This window comes from Paenibacillus tuaregi, from assembly GCF_900086655.1.
Lineage (GTDB): Bacteria > Bacillota > Bacilli > Paenibacillales > Paenibacillaceae > Fontibacillus > Fontibacillus tuaregi.
In genome coordinates, this window is record NZ_LT575476.1 from 5213354 (window position 1) to 5230040 (window position 16687).

Genomic DNA, 16687 nt, shown 5'->3' on the forward strand with positions numbered 1-16687 from the left:
TCTCTCCTATTCCCTACTGGCTTGATGCACTGAGATGCTCGGCAGCTCGAAGGATACGCTTGTTCCCTGGCCTAGCTGACTCTCGATGTGAAGACCCTGATAATTCAGCGTCTTCAGCCGCTGATGGATATTTCTGAGACCTACCCCACGCTGCGGCGCCTGAGGCGACAGCAGAACCTCCAGCTGTTCCGGTGTCATGCCAACCCCGTTGTCAGTCACAGTTACCTGCACCTTCTCTTTCATCACGGTAATCTGTAGGTGAACTCTTCCTCCAGCGGCCCGCTCCATAACCCCATGCCTGACCGCGTTCTCCACTATAGGCTGAATGCTAAGCGGGGGAATCATGACCTGAAGATCTCCCTCAACGGTATACTCCATTTGAAGCCGGTCTTCAAACCTTGCCTTTTCCAAGTAAATATAGGACTCTACCAGTTCCATCTCTTTGTGCAGGGGAACGAGCTGATCCCTGTTGCGGAAGTCAAAGCTGCCTCTCAGGTACTGGCTCAGTTCAAGCAGCATCCTCATCGTTTTATCCGGGTCCACTGGACATAGGGCAATCATGGTGTTCAGCGCATTATACAGAAAATGCGGCTTGATCTGAGCCTGCAGGAAGGCCATCTCTGTGCGGACCGCAGTCTGTACGGACTGCTTAAGCTGCAGCAGCGTTCTGACCCTTGCCCGCAGTTCCACACCATTAACCGGCTTGCTTAGAAAGTCGTTAATGCCCGCTTCAAATCCGGCCTGGACATCCTCAGGACTGCTGCGGGCCGTCAGCATCAGCACAGGCAGCTCGGCCAGCATAAACGTCCCGCGAAGGGTCCGGCACAGTTCAAGCCCTGACATTCCCGGCATCATCCAATCCAGAATAATGAGATCAATTCGGGGATTGGCTTTAATCTCATTAAGCGCAGCCTGCCCGCTGGCCACCGGGATAACGTGATAGCTCTCGACATGAAGCAAACTCTCCAGCACCTTCAAATTCACCGGATCATCGTCCACGATCAGCACAGTAAACTCGTGCTCTCCTCCGTCCCCGTTCGCCTCCTCCATACTTCGCGGCATTACCTGAAACCTGGAAGAAGGCACAGCCTCAGACGGGTTCACACGGCGATCTTTCCCAGCTGATGGGAAGGGGGGCTGCTCCCGGTCCATCTCCGCAGATTGGCCTTCTTCTGCCACAGGCAGAGTCACACGAAAAGCTGTCCCGCTTCCTTCAACTGATTTCACTTCGATCGATCCACCGGCAAGCTTGATCAGCTCCGAAACCACCCGCAGTCCGAGCCCCGGAACACTGTATTCGTTCAGAAGCGGGCTTATTCTTCGAGAGAACAGCTCGGACAACTCGGACACATAAGGGGCCGGCATCCCCACGCCAGTGTCCTCCACGGTAAAGCTCACCCGGTCCTCTTCTCTCCACGCGCTTACCGTGATCTCGCCCCGATCTGTATATCTGACAGCATTGCTGAGCAGCTTAAGCAAAATTTGCTGAAGCCGGCCTTCGTCCATATATACCTTTGGCAGATCTTCCGGCCACTTCTGAATGAACCGGATCTCCTTATTTAAGGCCGTTAGACTGATGACCTCCCATACGGTTCGGATTGTTGAGGAAAGATCGACAGGCCCCAGCTTCAGCTCCATGTCCCCGGCCCGAAGCCTGGTGAAATCGAGCAATCCATCGATCAGAAGGGCCAGTCTTTTTCCCGTTGAGGCAACCAGCGACACATGTTCCGCCTGCGCGGGGCTCAGCGGGCCAGCCGCTCCCCCAAGCATCGATTCCGAAATGTTAACGATGGCATGCAGAGGCGTTCTGAGCTCATGGGAGGTGTTGACCATCAATTCATCTTTAAGTCCGTCAAGTGTAAGCAGCCGGTTTGAAAGATTCTCTGCCTCCCGGTAAGAGTCGGTGAAACGCTTGGACAACAGCAGCGTCTGCACCGAGACAAAAATCAAAATTTCGTATATGACAAACACATCACTCTGAAGAACCCCGCTAACATTGAACAGCTTAACAATAATGATAGCCAGGAGACTGAGCCCCCCGGTGAGCATCAGAATGCTGTGTCCGGTGTACTGCCTCATCCCTTTTAACATCACATAGAAGATATAAGACACGCAGGCAAACCCATAAGCTAACACAAGCATGTCCCACTCCGAGAAAATCCGTGCTGGCAGCAGAATCCCCGCTCCGATCTGAACAGCGGTTAGCAGGTTGGACGCCACAATAGCCCTTCTGGAAATGACCTGTGGAATAGAGGCCGCCACATACCTGACAAGGAAAAAATACACCAAGGTGGCAGCGATCAGCTGGATTCTCAAAATAATTTCATAAGAGAGTCCCGGCACAATCACTCCGATCAGCTTTTGCCCGTGTGTCAACACGTAAACCAATCCCGCTACACAAAGGCCGCTTAGCGGCAGGGAAGCATATTCATGCTTCCTATTGCGGAAAACATATAAGAAGTGCAGGCTGAACAGCAGAAAACCGATTCCAGTAATCAGGTCTTCGAGCAGACTGGCCTGATATGATCCTAAGACCGATGTTCCATCCCCAAACAGGATCGGCGTAATGATGCCTCCCGATGAGTAGCTGTAATTCGCAACTTGGACCACAATCTCGGCAATACTTCCTCGAAGAGGGAAGAATGCGGTAAAGGGAATGTTCCCGGACGATCCGCCACCTGGTGACGGGTTCCCGCTTGCGCCGACCTCCTGCCCGTTTATATACACGCGGTTGGACATGCGGATACTATCCGTGCGGATTCCGTAAATATGACTGCCGGTCTGATCCCTTAGCTTGATTCTCAGCCGATAGGTCCCGTAGCCAAGCGACGCCGGCCTGCCGTCCGATGAGATGTAGGCATTCCATTCGCCCGGCACCTGAACCAGCCCGGAAAGATTTGGCCTCTGGGCCCCTGCGGCTGCCCGTTGGAAATCCTGCGGCTTCAGGAGCTGGCTCCTGTAGAACTCCCACTCCCCCTTCAGCTCCACCCGCCCCCGGCTCTGAAAGTCCCAATCACTTAAATCCAGGTATCCCCCTTGAGCCTGCGGCTTTAGCGGAGAAGACTGAATGATGGAGATCATCATGGATATAGGAAAAATAAAAACAAGGCCCATGCTGATCAGGACCCACAACCATTGTCTCTTCATGCGTGCTCCTCTAGGTGGCTTAACTTAATTCATAGATAACTTATCTTCTTATATAGGAATATAAACTAGTTTTTACCAATAATTCAATAGAAAAATGAAGAATTATGAAATATTTTGTCGAATAACGTCAAATGGAAGGTGAAATCGATTGGACACGCCCATATAAGATAGGAGAATTAATAGAGGAATTAGTAGAGGAGTTATATAAAATGAACTTATGAAAGTTGCCCTATTCGGCGCGCTGCGATGCCGAATGTTCTTTAAGGCCGCTGTTGTCTCCGAAATGCTTGAACTTGATATCCATTGGGGCATTTCGGAGACAAAGGCGGACGCTCCGCTTCTTCAGAATCACTCGGGATCGAAGCTGAGACCGGTTAATTCTAAAGTTCATTTTATATAGTAGAGGAGTTGAACAAATGTCGCCTCCGGCGGCCCATCCCTTCCGTCGGTTCACATACAAAGAACCTTCAAAGTCCGGCAGCATGCCCGGCAGCAGTTGGCCTGTTCTATGTAGACCTGAATCTGCCCAACCCGTGCTGCCCGCCTACTTGAAGGTTCTTGTTTATGCTAAGCTCTGCCTAGTGTCAGGATTCCAAAGCCTGTAACAGCCTCTCCTCTTGAAGCAGATGATGACGATAATGCATCTCCGTAAGGGCGAACCATTCCATAGCGGATAGGGCCCCGAGTCTTGGGTGAGGTGCCTTATATTGCTCATCGTAGTTCTCCAGCTTCGGCTCTAAAGCCTTCATCTGCTCTAGTACCTCCTTGAACCCATCCAAAAGCTGTTCCCGGCTTGTTGGCTGCTGCGGAGTATACTGTGGGGAAGGTGGAACCTGAATCCGTATCGGAGGAAAGCCCCCGAGCTTGAACACTCCCTCGCCCACTTCTGTCTTGAATGCTTCCCGGGACAGCTCTTCCTCTCGCTCCAGACATCGCTGTGCGCTGCGGAGCTGCATATATACGGCGGAGCCGATCAAATGCACATACATTTGGCCAAGGGACCATTCTCCTTCGGTGTGAACCTGCTGAAGCTGTTCCAGACCAAACCGGTTCACATTCTCCTCATAGTGGGCGGTCCATTTCTCCATTTCACGAATAATCTCAGATATACTTTTAATGTTCATTGGCAGTGTGCCCCCTTCAGTATGCGTGATTCCTGCTGGCAGGAAAATCATCTTGTAGTTAAGATACCGCATCCCTCCTGACAGCATTATGTCAGTAGCTCTCTGCCATTTGCCGCAGCTCGTCACGAATCTTCACGCGGACGGCTTCCGGTTCCAGTACACGCATTCTGGAGCCGAAGCTCAGGATCCAGCCCAGAATCTCATTCACGTGGCGGGCCCGCAGATCTACAATGAGCCGCCCCTCCCGCTCGGTAACCTGCTCCACATAATAGCTGCCTTTCTCCCGCAGCTGGTCTGCAAGCTCCGGATCAGCCTCAATCCGTACCCGCAGCTCCCGGTCATCCGGTGGCGAGTAGGCCGCCAAATTGAAATCCGCCGGGCGAACCGCCTGTTCCTCCAGCATGCTGATATCCTGCATCCGGGATACCCGGAAATGACGGATCTCCTGCCTGAGTTCACAATAAGCGATCAGCATCCACCTGCCCCTCAGGAGCACCAGTCCATAAGGGGAGACCGTCCGGCTGCTAAAGCGTTCTCCGCTAGGGCCAGGTATGGCCTTCACATAATTGAAGCGGACTTTATTCCCCTTTATCACAGCTGTACGAAGCAGGCCCAGGGTAGGATTCTCCCGGCTTGAACGGGCCCAGGACTCCGCATCCATCAGCAGACGGGTTGTGCCTCTAACCCTGTCCGCCTCCGTACGGACACGTTCCGGGAGGATCGCTTCAATCTTCATCCGTGAGCTCTCGGCAGAATCCCGGTAATTCTCCTCAAAATTGTGGATAATGAAGTCCGTCCCTATCAGGAGCGCAACAGCCTCGTCGGCGGTAAAGCTCACGGGGGGCAGAAAGTATCCTTCCATCAAAGAGTATCCCGTTCCCGGTGCCCCTACGACAGGCACGCCGGCTTCACTCAACGCCTGCATATCCCGGTAGATCGTACGGACACTCGTTTCAAAGTTGGAGGCCAGGTCCTCCGCCCGCAGCGTTCCCCTTGACTGCAGCATTAGCATGATCGCCAGCATCCGGTCTGTTTTGTTCATGTTAGGCTCTCCTTCCTTCGTTCCACAATTCATCGGCTCCTTAGCCTTTAATGCCAACCCGGGCCATCCTAACCGGCTTCACGACACTTTGATCTGATTAGAATTGTAGCATAATCTACTCCGTACGATCTGCCAGGCTCGAAAGTAACCCTAGACAAGGCAAGTGGCCGTTCTGTAGGCGGCCCCTTCTTTTGCTTAGAAGTTCAGTTTGTATCTAAAAAAGGCTCCGAGAACGAACGTTGCTCCCATCTCAGAACAAAAAAGGCCGTCCCAACAGCTGTGTTACTCGCTGTTGGGACGGCCTCCTGCAAGAGTCAGCCTATATAAGATTAATATCCCCGGGTATACTGTTCCGGGATATGGCGGTCATGATCGCCATGCTTCTTGGCTACTGCCGCATGCGTGGCCCAGTAAGGATCACGGAGCATGCCTCGGGCAATCGCCACAAGATCGGCATCTTCGTTGCCCACCACCGCTTCGGCCAACGCCGGATCTTCCAGCATGCCAACCGCGATTACCGGAACATTCAGCGCTTCACGTATCTTCCGGGCGAATGGCACTTGATAGCCCGGGTAGTTCCCCGGCTTGCGTGCTCCAGCCGGACCTTCACCGCCCGTGCTTACATGGATGATGTCCACTCCGGCGGCAACATACGCCTTGGACAGCTCGATGGCATGGTCTACATCATAGCCGCCATCCGCATATTCAACTGCGGAGATACGGAAGATGAGCGGCATGCCTGCGGGCATTTCTTTTTTGACGGCCTGAATAACTTCAACTCCGAATCTCGATAAATCCTGGCCGTACACATCATCACGCTTGTTCGTCAGAGCCGACTGGAACTGATGAATCAAATAACCATGGGCACCATGAAGCTCAATGGTGTCTACACCAGCCTCTACCGCACGCCGGGCGGCATCCCCGAACATGCGGACTCTGTCCTGCACCTCGCTGGTTGTCAGAGCGCGGGGCATTTTATACGGGGCACCAGGGAACTGGATCGCAGAAGGGGCTACAGGCTCCGCAGCATCTTCAGCCTTCCGGCCTGCATGGGCAATTTGAATACCCACCTTCGCCCCATTCGCATGCACACCCTGCACAATACGGGCGAATGCCGGGATATGCTCATCGGACCACAAGCCAAGATCATAATCAGAAATGCGGCCGTCAGGCTCCACATCGGTCATCTCAATAATAATCAGGCCGGTCCCTCCAACAGCACGGGTCACATAATGAACGTAGTGCCAATCATTCGGAATACCGTCCTTAGCGGTCACAGAATATTGGCACATCGGCGCCATAACAATACGGTTCTTAAGCTCCAAGTCCTTTAAACGGAAAGGAGTAAATAAGTGGGTAGACATCTTCATATCCTCCTTATATCTATTCGGTATTCGGTCTAACCCCCAAAATGCCAGGCTGTATGTATGTCTCCACACCATCTCATCATCTAGGAAGTTAGATTATTCAATAACCATACGTACATTATTCACTCTTATATAACGAAAAGCAATTACGCACAATTTCGTAACTAAGTATAAAATATATACTTTTATACTCTACGCCATTTCACCAGCTCCGAAACGGCCCTCATGGCGGCACATCACAGCCATATTGTACCCCTGCCTGAGCAGAGACAATCAGAACAGCAGCACAAATAAGCTAGGCAACATCGTTCCCTAGCTTGATTTGCTTCGCACTACCTGGTTGCGGCCGCATCTTTTGGCCTCGTACAGGGCCTGATCGCTGATCTGATACAGTTGGCTGATCCGTGTCTCGCGGCTGGCTGGCACGCTAACAAGCCCCATACTTACTGTGAACCCAAGTGAGAAGCGGGCGGGTTTCGCTATAGAGATCGACGCCCGCAGCTGCTCGGCCATCTCCCCGGCCTCCGTCTCATTCATACCTGGAAGAAATATCGCGAACTCATCCCCGCCATATCTCCCCAGGTAGCCCTTGTCCCCCAGCTTCTCTTGAACTAGTCTACTTAAATACTTGAGCACCTGATCCCCGACATCATGACCATAAGTATCATTAATTCCCTTGTAATCGTCGATATCGAACAGAATAAAAGAGACGGGTCCACCCTGATTCGCCATGATCTTAACGTCAGCCTCCGCCTTCTGAATAAAGCTTCTCCGGTTCAGCACTTCTGTCAGGTCATCATAGCTGGCCAGTCGCATTAAGTGATCGTCCGCCCGCTCCTTCGCAAGCAGAATAAACCCGGTGTTCCCGAGAATCATAATGAAGTATAAGGACATGAACTGAAGAACCTGATAAATTCCAGGATAAAAGAGGCTCATATGTCCAAAAACCTCCGCCTCCATTACAGCTCTCCCGATAAGTCCAAGGCTCACCAGGCCATAGAAGAAGCCCATGATTCTCATCAGGGTGGACGCCTTGCGGTTCGTGAGCATCCGGTAAGCCGGGTAAATGATCAGCACAGACGTACACAGCGAGGCATACACAATACGCAAACTTTCATTATTAAACAAATAGTAAATGCTCATAAATCCGGCGATAAAAAATAACGTAAACCACAGATAAAACTTTCTTACTTTCCTCGTAAACACGTTTTGGACCCGAAGCAGAGCTATCGTCTCAAATACGGAGCCGGTGAACAGAACCGAATTCAGAAGAGGAACCGTCACACTCTCCGGCAGAACATTCCGAAATGCAAGGAATCCCCAGGCAAGGGACTGCAGACATCTGGAGACAAAAAACCAATTCACCGCAGTATCCTTCATATGCTGATGACGATAAGCGCTAACTAGAATTACCGTGAACACATGTCCGATTACGATGGAGATAAATACCGTTTGCATGTCCAAATTAATATTCATACCGGCTATATAGACTAAACCTAAGATTGAACCGGGTTCACTCTATAAGTTTATTCCATATAGTTCACCACCTCTTCTGCTCATTATCGGGGTTTATTTGGGTCAATTATAACAAACTTCACAAGACTTTGTGCCTAAACAATGTAAAAAAATGTTCCAAATTGGCATAAATTACCTAGTTCTTTCCTGCCTAACTTAGAAACGGGGGTGGGATTTGCCACAAAGGTTTATAATACAAATAAGGCACTCGGTTTACCCAGCCAATGCCATTACCTGAAAAAGATTAGGGAGGGACTCATTCATCATGCATAATCCATCATCGGGTTATCCGTCATCCACAAGCTCGGATAGCGTCCGCTTATCTATATTAGATCTGGCACCGATTACTACTCAAGGCACGCCAGCAGACTCTTTCCGTAATTCGCTGGATCTGGCAAGGCATGCCGAACAGTGGGGATATCACCGCTATTGGCTTGCAGAGCATCATAATATGCCCGGCGTGGCAAGCTCCGCCACGTCTCTGGTCATCAGCCATATCGCTGCCGGCACGAAGACTATTCGCGTTGGCTCAGGCGGCATCATGCTGCCCAACCACGCTCCGCTAGTAATCGCGGAACAGTTCGGGACCCTGGAATCGTTATACCCGGGCCGGATTGATCTTGGCCTCGGCAGAGCCCCGGGTTCCGATCAGCCGGCATCCCGTGCTCTCCGCCGAGGCGCTGCAAGTGACGGGCAGGACTTCCCCGAACGCCTGGCTGAGCTGCGGGCTTACTTTAATCCCGCACTGGGCTCCGGCTCCACGCTGGTTAGAGCCGTGCCAGGGGAAGGACTGAACATCCCGATCTGGCTTCTTGGCTCCAGCGGATTCAGCGCCACCCTGGCCGGGAAGCTGGGGCTGCCTTTTGCCTTTGCCAGCCATTTCGCGCCAGACTATCTGCTTCCCGCTCTCGACTTGTACCGCCGGAATTTCCAGCCATCCGAGCATCTAAGCGAGCCCTATGTCATGGTCGGATTGAATGCAGTGGCTGCTGATACCGACAAGGAGGCCCACTTCCTGGCCACTTCGCAGCTCCAACAGTTCCTGAACTTGATCCGGGGCCGCACCGGCCCACTTAATCCTCCAGTTGAAAGCATGGAGCCCCTTTGGAATGCTCATGAGAAGGCAATTATCCAGGATAAGCTGCGCTACTCGGTCGTGGGCACGCCTGACATGATCCGCACCCGACTGGAACGCATCATCCAGGAGACTGGAGCGAATGAGCTGATCGTGGCTGCTCAGGTGTATGATCATGCGGCACGCCTCAGATCCTATGAGCTTGTCGCTGAGGCTATGGGGCAGAATTGAGGGGAGTTAACCAATTCCATATCTGCCAGCAGAGGCCGTCCTGATAGGACGGCCTCTGGCTTTGTTTTAAGAATTCTATATATGTCTGGATGTCACCGAAAAAAGTTGCTCTCACCGCTGTTCCACTTAAACAAGGGAAAGAACGCAGCAATATGCAGCAGTACAGCAGGCTTAGATCCTGACCTCCGCTTCTTCCCCGTTCTTCGATTTAATCTTGTAAGTCTCTCCCCACCGCTTCATACTGAGTATGATCGGCTCAAGCGTCCGCCCAAAGGCAGTAAGGGAATACTCCACCTTGGGAGGAACCTGCTGATACACCTCGCGGTGGACAACTCCGTCCTGCTCCAGCTCTCTGAGCTGCAAGGTCAACATCCGCTGCGTGATGGCCGGACAGATTTTGCGAAGCTCATTAAAACGTTTGGCTCCATCGATCAGATGGTACAATATTACGCCCTTCCACTTACCGCCAATCACCCCGAGAGTATACTCCACTGGACACCCCTCTTCACTTGGACAGACTGCGGGGAGTTTCTTCCCGTCTTTCATTTATATCATCCCTTTCTACAAGGTATACATTTAGATACTACATACCGAATATGCATGTACATATAGAATGTTATCCCACAACCACAACCAAAGCAATACCTTGACCGTCAGGAGCGTGCAGGATCAGCCTGACCCACAGCGTATTCAAGTAGATCTGCTTAAGATTACACTCCTAATTAAAAAAGGCCCCGAAAAGGGGGCCTTATAATCATGAAGCAGGACATAGGAGGGCTCAGTCAGCCACGGCTTCTCGTCTTTCGCATATGGAGTTATTGTTCCTTGGTGCTGATCAGCTTATTTAAACGCAGCGAGCCGTCAAGAACAACCAGCTTGTACACCGAATTGAATTTCTTGTATTTGGTTGTTCCGTCGCTATAGCTGATGTTGTACTCCTCGGTCGTGTTGACTTCATAGCTTTTGTTGTCAGCACTGGCTTTGAAGCCGGTTACTGTTGCAGACAACAGCTCTTCCGTAATACCTTTCTCATTCAGATGATCGATATAACTGGAGGATTCCTTATAAGCCGGACCCGCCGGGTCGATCAAGTAAGCAACGTCATTGAAGCTGCGGCTGTTGATCGCATCAACAGAGACGCTTAAATAATTACTCATGAACGTCTGGAGCGCGGTAGACTCAGCTTCTGTGGATTCGGCTGAAGATTTGGTCGCGGACACCCCCGAACTTGTGAACACCTGAGGCGACTTCTCCGTGATTTCCTTAACATGGTCACTGCTGTAACTATAAGACTGCTCCTCTGAATCAATCAACCATGCCTTCCGAGTCTCGTCATAGACCAGAATAAAACGCTCGTCACGAGTCGTGTCCTCCATAACCGGGATTTCCCCTTGGTAGAACGTATCTTCATTGTACTTGCTCTGAGCCAGGAAGGAGACATGCCACTGGCCATTCTCATAATAGAGATCGAAAGAATCCAGATCAAAGCTGGTCCCTAGATATTTGCCTTTATAATAGGACCCTGATTGCAGGTTGTACTGAATTCGGGAACTCTCATTCGTCTTATAATTCCCGGTCACGGCAGTGAATGCGGAAGCATTGCCGGAGGTGTAGGCCTTAAGCTTCTCCACTGCATGCTTCGCTATAATATTCATCAGACCGGTCTGCAGGTCGGAATTGGAAGCCAGGTTCACCCGGACATCAGCTCCACTAATAGCTACTTCTCCCGATCTCATCGTTCCCCATGGGTAATCGCCTTCCACAGCCAGCTTCACCGAGCCATCGGTCATGACCGGCCCAAAGGAGGTTTCGGCAAATGGGTCTATCCCCACATTCTTGCCATTGATGAACAGCCGTCCCTTAAGCCCGGTGTCCGTGCCAAGCCCTGTAGAGATCGAGACCTGCTCTCCCTGCAGCTCCAGATTCTCTGAGTAATCCCGGCCCTCCCCGAACAAATCGGCTTCCTCCGTCTTCACCAGATCCACAAAGTCTGTCTTGAGTCTGGCCTCCAGCTTGTAAGTTCCCGGTAAGTAAGGCCCTACTGTCTTCTCAAAGTCCTCCTGATTGGACTTGGCCACTTCCTTGCCGTCCACCGTCAGACTGACATTCTTATAATTTGTGCCCAGCTTCAGATAGACCGGGGTCACATCCAGTTCATAATTATCGTAAATAAGCAGTTTTTTGCCTTCCTTCTCCAGCTTGATGGTACCCGCCGAATAGCTGTCATCCCCGGTTTGCTTAGCCTGTGACTTCAGGTCCTCAAGCATCCGGCTCATCTCGTTCGGGTGTTTTGCCAGATAAACCATCAAATTCTTAACGGAAGCCTCATTAATTACCAGCTGCTTATCATTAGAGGTAAGCAAGGAAGCCACCCCGGCACTGTCTCTCGCCTGAAGCGCGGATTCAAACCGGCTTACAAGCCGCTCCTTCGAGAACAGATATTCACCTGTCTTATAACCGGCAATCAGAACTACGATCAATGCGCCAGCCGCGGCCAGAATCCACTTCGTCCTCTTGGACATCGGCCGTAAGGGTGCTGTTGCAGAGACTTGATCCGTACTCCGCTGAAGCGGGGCTGGTCCCCGGCTCCCTGCCGTGCTCCCCAGCTTAGTACCACATTCCTTACAAAAGGTGGCATTCTCCGATAGCGCGTGCCCACATTCCTTACAATAAGCCAACTTGATATCCCCCATTCAAAAACACCTCCTAACAGCCCCTATTCAGGGATTAGTGGAGGTGTCTTGATCCTATATTGTTAGTTCACTTCAAAGTCTCAGAGTATTAAAAACCGCGCAGCATGCCAAATGGAGTGGCATCCAGCAAAATCCGCTCAATTGCATCTCCGATAATCCCAATGGTAATGATCGTTGCGATATAAGTGAGCAGTACCCCGTAGATCATATCCAGGCCGCCCTGATGGCCCGGCTTCACCCAGCTGGCAATCAGCATCGGCGGCACAATGAACATGAGTCCCACGAAGCTGGCCGCGAAGAAGAATGCAAAAACCTCAAGCTGCAGAATCGATAGAACAAAAGCGACAGCCAGCAAGGCCAGGAACGGAACCAGCATCGCCCCGAATCTCGACAACACGTCTTGATAACCGGCTTGAACCTTCGCAAGTTTGATTGCCACAAAACTGAATGTAGCTATAAGCACAATAAATACCGCCAGGGTAATTGTCGGCTTGATCACCACGTTTAAGAAAGGGCTGTCCATGATCTTACGGGCACTCCCGAGATTAAAGTACACCATCAGCGGCGCAAGCACACTGAAGATCACTATGGTGATAACCGCATAAATGAGCTGATCTCTTCCCACTTGCTGTGTAATGCCAAAGGGTCTCTTCAGAATTTCTCCAAAATAATTGAAATAGGATCTGGATACATTCTTCGCGTTCTGTATATACACATTCGGCTGTACTGACGCTCCTGTGTAAGAGGGTCCGCTGTAAGAGGACCCTGGACGGCCCTGCTCTTCTTGACTGTGCCCCACCGAGGCAGCCTGCTCAGCGGCTGCAGCCGTCTCTACCGGCAGTCTTGCCCCGCAGTTCTCGCAGAACTTCCCACCTTCATTCCGATGATTACACTTCGTACAAATCACAAGCTCATCTCCCATGCTTTTTATTGATATAATCAAGCATCATATAGGCTGACAGAAGCAAGCCTTAGCGCCCAAAAATTCATGAAATATGTAGATATATAGGTAAAAATGTCTATTATTCTCTCATTATTATGATATATCTTATTTCTTTAATCAACCATAATTTCTTTCACACATTAAAGGAGATACTTGCAATCGCATGGCTCATATGCGTTCTCAGCCCACCTTATCCGATCAGAAAGGCCCTTTCCATGACCTGTCGTCCGGAAAGGGCCTTGATTTGAACTATCCAATCTGGAGAAGCGGCAGCTCACTTGGAACAGCCCTTATCACAGAATCTATTCTAATTCACCGATGAACTCCTCTGGATGCTGCCGAATATAAGCCGCGACCCTCCCAAGTGTTCCGGGCACAATCTCCTGAAATTTCTCCTCCAGCGCCTCTATGGAAGCCAGCAGCTTCGGATGCTGATGGAGATGATCCCTGGACAGATCGAACTCTTCTAATGAAAGCGGGTGGTTCGAATCCACCAGCACGCGCTCCGTCTCTTCGGCTACACGCAGCAGCTCATCCTCACCAAAAAACTTGAGCGACGACTTCAGTCCAGTCCATCTCTCCCCAGTGGCCAGGTAGTAGGCGCTCCACCAATAGTACTCTTTCAAAGATTCAGCGGCATGTATGTAGTACGTCTGAAACACAAACATGGCCATCTGTCCCGGGGTCATCTGATTAAACATAGGGGTAAAGTCATTTCCCAGAAGCTGTTCCTCTTTGTACCTTTGAATCAGCGGATTAAAGCACGCTTCAATCAACTCGTCATCCCTAAGCAAATGGAACGTTTGTCTGTTCATCTTCACCAATAAAATAAAAATCACTCCTTCAAGGGTGATTATACAATATGGCTGTTCACCCTCCCAGCGGCTATCAGACAAGGTAAACCCTACAATCAGCGTAGGTAGAATATTCCAAAATGCCAAGTATCTTTCCCTATAAGCCTTTGCTATCCCGCTGGCACCCGTTTTTTATAGAAGGTTTAGAGAGTTATAATAAAAACGGCAGCAAATTCTCTCTTAAATGGAGCCACTGTTTATGGATGATAAATCAAAGTATCTTGCCCGTCTGTCCGAAGCCGCCCACAAGCATAAACCTATTATCGGTGCCGCTGTCGGCTGTGGAATGTTTGCCCAGTATGCATTCATGGGAGGAGCCGATCTGATTCTGGTTCTGAATGCCGGACGATTTCGGCTCATGGGCATCAGCTCCACCGCCAGCCTTCTGCCTTTTGGAAGCAGCAATGATATGGTTATGAATATTGGCACCAGTGAGGTGCTCCGCTCCGTATCTCCTGAGGTACCGTGCATTTTCGGTCTGTGTGCCACAGATCCGGCTCTTCGTCTGGATGAATTTCTGGCTGAGATCAAACAAGCCGGCTTCGCTGGCATTACCAACTATCCAACCATCGGTCTTATTGACGGGCAATTCCGCGAGGCGCTGGAGGAGTCCGGCATCCGCTTCGAAAGAGAGGTCGAGGCTATCCGTGAAGCCGGTAAGCTTGGACTTCTCACAATAGCATTTGTGTTTAACGAGCAGGAAGCCAGGCTGATGAACGAGGCGGGGGCAGACATCATCTGTGCGCACCTTGGCTTCACCACCGGCGGCCGCACAGGTGTACAGCACTCGGTCAGCCTGGAGGACAGCATCGAGCTTGTCCGCGGCATGTTTGGGAGCCTTCAGGTGAAGGGAGGACTCCCCCTTAAGCTGGTCTACGGAGGACCCGTCAATTCGCCGGAGAACGCGGAGTATGTCTACCGCAACACGGAAGCCGTTGGTTATATCGGAGGGTCCAGCTTTGAGAGAATTCCTACGGAGGAGAGTATTGTAAGGGTTACCGAGTTGTTTAAGCAATACGAAGAGATCAAGACGGAGAACGAGCATTTGAAACGGCAGCTCGATCTGCACGAAGCCATCCAGCGGTCGGATTATATCGGGTACATTACACAATATGTCACTGAACACCTAGCAAACCCGGGAACCTTCGCAGAACTGGCGGACACGCTGCACCTGAACCGGAACTATCTGAGTTATCTGTTCAGAAAAAAAACCGGCATAAGCTACTCCGACTGGCTGATCCGACTGCGCATCAAAACGGCTCAAGAAGCCCTTCTTGAGCCAAGCTGCACGGTTCAAGAAGCGTCCGTCCAGGTGGGATATGAGGATGCTTCCTATTTCAGCCGCCTGTTCAAAAAAGAAACCGGCATGACCCCAAGCGACTGGAAGCGGCAGCATTCTTCGGAATAAACCGCCGCTTCTTGCCTGTAATCATGCCTCTAAGTTATGGCTATTGCTATGGTTGCCGTCTATTATACCGTTGCTTTGGCTTCTTCAATCAAGGTCAGCAGCAGCTTTGCACAGAATTCAGCAAACGGCGCATCATTGATGTTGCAGTCGAGCTCCGCCACCGGGATTCCCGGTCTCAAGTTCTTCTTCAGGGAACGGAACAGCGCTTCATCCGCTTCAGGCCAGTAGAACGGCTGATCTTCGGCTGATATTACACTGATTCCTCTAAGCGGAATAGCAACTGACACCGGTCCGGTGCTCTGGTTCAGATGGTCGGCGATTCTTTTCCCCAATTCCTCACATTCCTCTGGTGTCGTCCGCATCAGTGTGACATTCGGGTTATGCTGATAGAAGAGGCGGCCTTCAAACCGGGCAGGCACGGTCTCTCTCGCCCCGAAGTTCACCATGTCCAGACAGCCGGGCACGACAACCGCCGGGATGCCGTTCTTGGCCGCGGCCGACAAGCGGTCCGGTCCCGCACCGAAGATCCCGCCAACCAGCTCATCCGCCCATTCCGTCGTTGTAATATCAAGCACGCCCGAGATCATGCCGGATTCAATCAGGCTCTCCATCGTCCTGCCTCCGTTGCCGGTGCAGTGAAACACAAGCACTTCATAGCCTGCCTTCTCCACCTGCGCCTTGGCCAGCTCGACCCCTTCCGTGGTATTGCCGAACATTGATGCGGCAATCAAGGGCTTGTCCTCACTGGCCTGAACCCTGGCCGTGACCATTCCGCCGATTGCTCCCGCCGCTTTGGAGAGCACATCCCGGCTGATTTTGTTAATCCCCGAGATATCCACAATGCTCGGTATCATGACAATATCTTTGGTGCCGACATAAGAGGATACATCCGAACCCGCCACCGTCGATACCATCACTTTGGGAACTCCAATCGGGAGTGCTCTCATGCCTTGACAGGCAATGGACGAACCACCCGAGCCCCCAAGCGCCAACACCCCGTCAATTCGCCGCTGTTCATATAGACGGGCAAGGACCACCTCGGCCCCCTTCGCCATTACCGAGATCGCCCGGCCGCGGTCGCGTCCCGCCCGGAGCTCCTCCAGATCAGCCCCCGCCGCTATAGCTACCTCATCAGCGGTAACATCCACGGGCAGCGATGCCCCTTCAAATACACCGACATTAATTAGCAGCGTCTTCAGCCCCTGGGCTTCCAGACATTGACGGATATACGCATACTCCGTACCTTTCGTATCCATCGTTCCAAGCAGTGCAACGGTACTCATAGCTA

At 51.5% G+C, this 16687-nt stretch carries 12 protein-coding genes; 2 read left to right on the forward strand and 10 right to left on the reverse strand.

The features are described 5' to 3' along the window. Positions 1–6 precede the first annotated feature (6 nt). From BN6628_RS23370 to BN6628_RS23395, 5 genes are all read right to left on the reverse strand, one after another. Positions 7–3147, reverse strand: a complete 3141-nt coding sequence (locus tag BN6628_RS23370; RefSeq protein WP_068621079.1) for an ATP-binding protein — start codon at positions 3145–3147, stop codon at positions 7–9. A 584-nt stretch (positions 3148–3731) separates the two neighbouring features. After that, positions 3732–4271, reverse strand: a complete 540-nt coding sequence (locus tag BN6628_RS23380) for a DinB family protein (protein ID WP_068622588.1) — start codon at positions 4269–4271, stop codon at positions 3732–3734. Between the two features lie 91 nt (positions 4272–4362). Further along, a complete protein-coding gene (locus BN6628_RS23385) occupies positions 4363–5313 on the reverse strand; it encodes a helix-turn-helix transcriptional regulator (RefSeq protein ID WP_068621083.1) in 951 nt (316 codons plus the stop codon). A 329-nt stretch (positions 5314–5642) separates the two neighbouring features. Next, entirely contained in the window at positions 5643–6677 is a 1035-nt protein-coding gene (locus BN6628_RS23390) for an NADH:flavin oxidoreductase/NADH oxidase (protein ID WP_068621084.1), read from the reverse strand. A 315-nt stretch (positions 6678–6992) separates the two neighbouring features. After that, the gene (locus BN6628_RS23395; protein WP_157692512.1) at positions 6993–8138 is read right to left on the reverse strand and encodes a GGDEF domain-containing protein; all 1146 of its coding nucleotides are present in this window, start codon (positions 8136–8138) and stop codon (positions 6993–6995) included. A 322-nt stretch (positions 8139–8460) separates the two neighbouring features. Between BN6628_RS23395 and BN6628_RS23400 the strand changes: the two genes are divergently transcribed. Then, complete coding sequence (locus BN6628_RS23400; RefSeq protein WP_068621087.1) at positions 8461–9501, forward strand: LLM class flavin-dependent oxidoreductase; 1041 nt, start codon at positions 8461–8463, stop codon at positions 9499–9501. Between the two features lie 171 nt (positions 9502–9672). Here BN6628_RS23400 and BN6628_RS23405 read toward each other — a convergent pair whose 3' ends face one another. The 4 genes from BN6628_RS23405 to BN6628_RS23420 form a co-directional block, all read right to left on the reverse strand. After that, on the reverse strand, positions 9673–10047 hold the full coding sequence (locus BN6628_RS23405; protein WP_068621089.1) for a winged helix-turn-helix transcriptional regulator: 375 nt from the start codon (positions 10045–10047) through the stop codon (positions 9673–9675). Positions 10048–10316: 269 nt separating this feature from the next. Further along, a complete protein-coding gene (locus BN6628_RS23410; RefSeq protein WP_068621091.1) occupies positions 10317–12194 on the reverse strand; it encodes a zinc ribbon domain-containing protein in 1878 nt (625 codons plus the stop codon). Positions 12195–12282: 88 nt separating this feature from the next. After that, complete coding sequence (locus tag BN6628_RS23415; protein WP_068621092.1) at positions 12283–13101, reverse strand: zinc ribbon domain-containing protein; 819 nt, start codon at positions 13099–13101, stop codon at positions 12283–12285. Positions 13102–13439: 338 nt separating this feature from the next. Continuing rightward, positions 13440–14078: a hypothetical protein gene (locus tag BN6628_RS23420; RefSeq protein ID WP_148449316.1), complete on the reverse strand. Its 639-nt coding sequence runs from the start codon at positions 14076–14078 to the stop codon at positions 13440–13442. Positions 14079–14190: 112 nt separating this feature from the next. On the opposite strand from BN6628_RS23420, the gene BN6628_RS23425 reads away from it, so the two are divergent. Beyond that, positions 14191–15399, forward strand: coding sequence for a phosphoenolpyruvate hydrolase family protein (locus tag BN6628_RS23425; protein WP_068621094.1), 1209 nt, complete (start codon positions 14191–14193; stop codon positions 15397–15399). 62 nt (positions 15400–15461) lie between these two features. Here the strand turns inward: BN6628_RS23425 and BN6628_RS23430 are convergent, their stop codons facing one another. Continuing rightward, a complete protein-coding gene (locus tag BN6628_RS23430) occupies positions 15462–16682 on the reverse strand; it encodes a Tm-1-like ATP-binding domain-containing protein (RefSeq protein WP_068621096.1) in 1221 nt (406 codons plus the stop codon). Positions 16683–16687 lie beyond the last annotated feature (5 nt).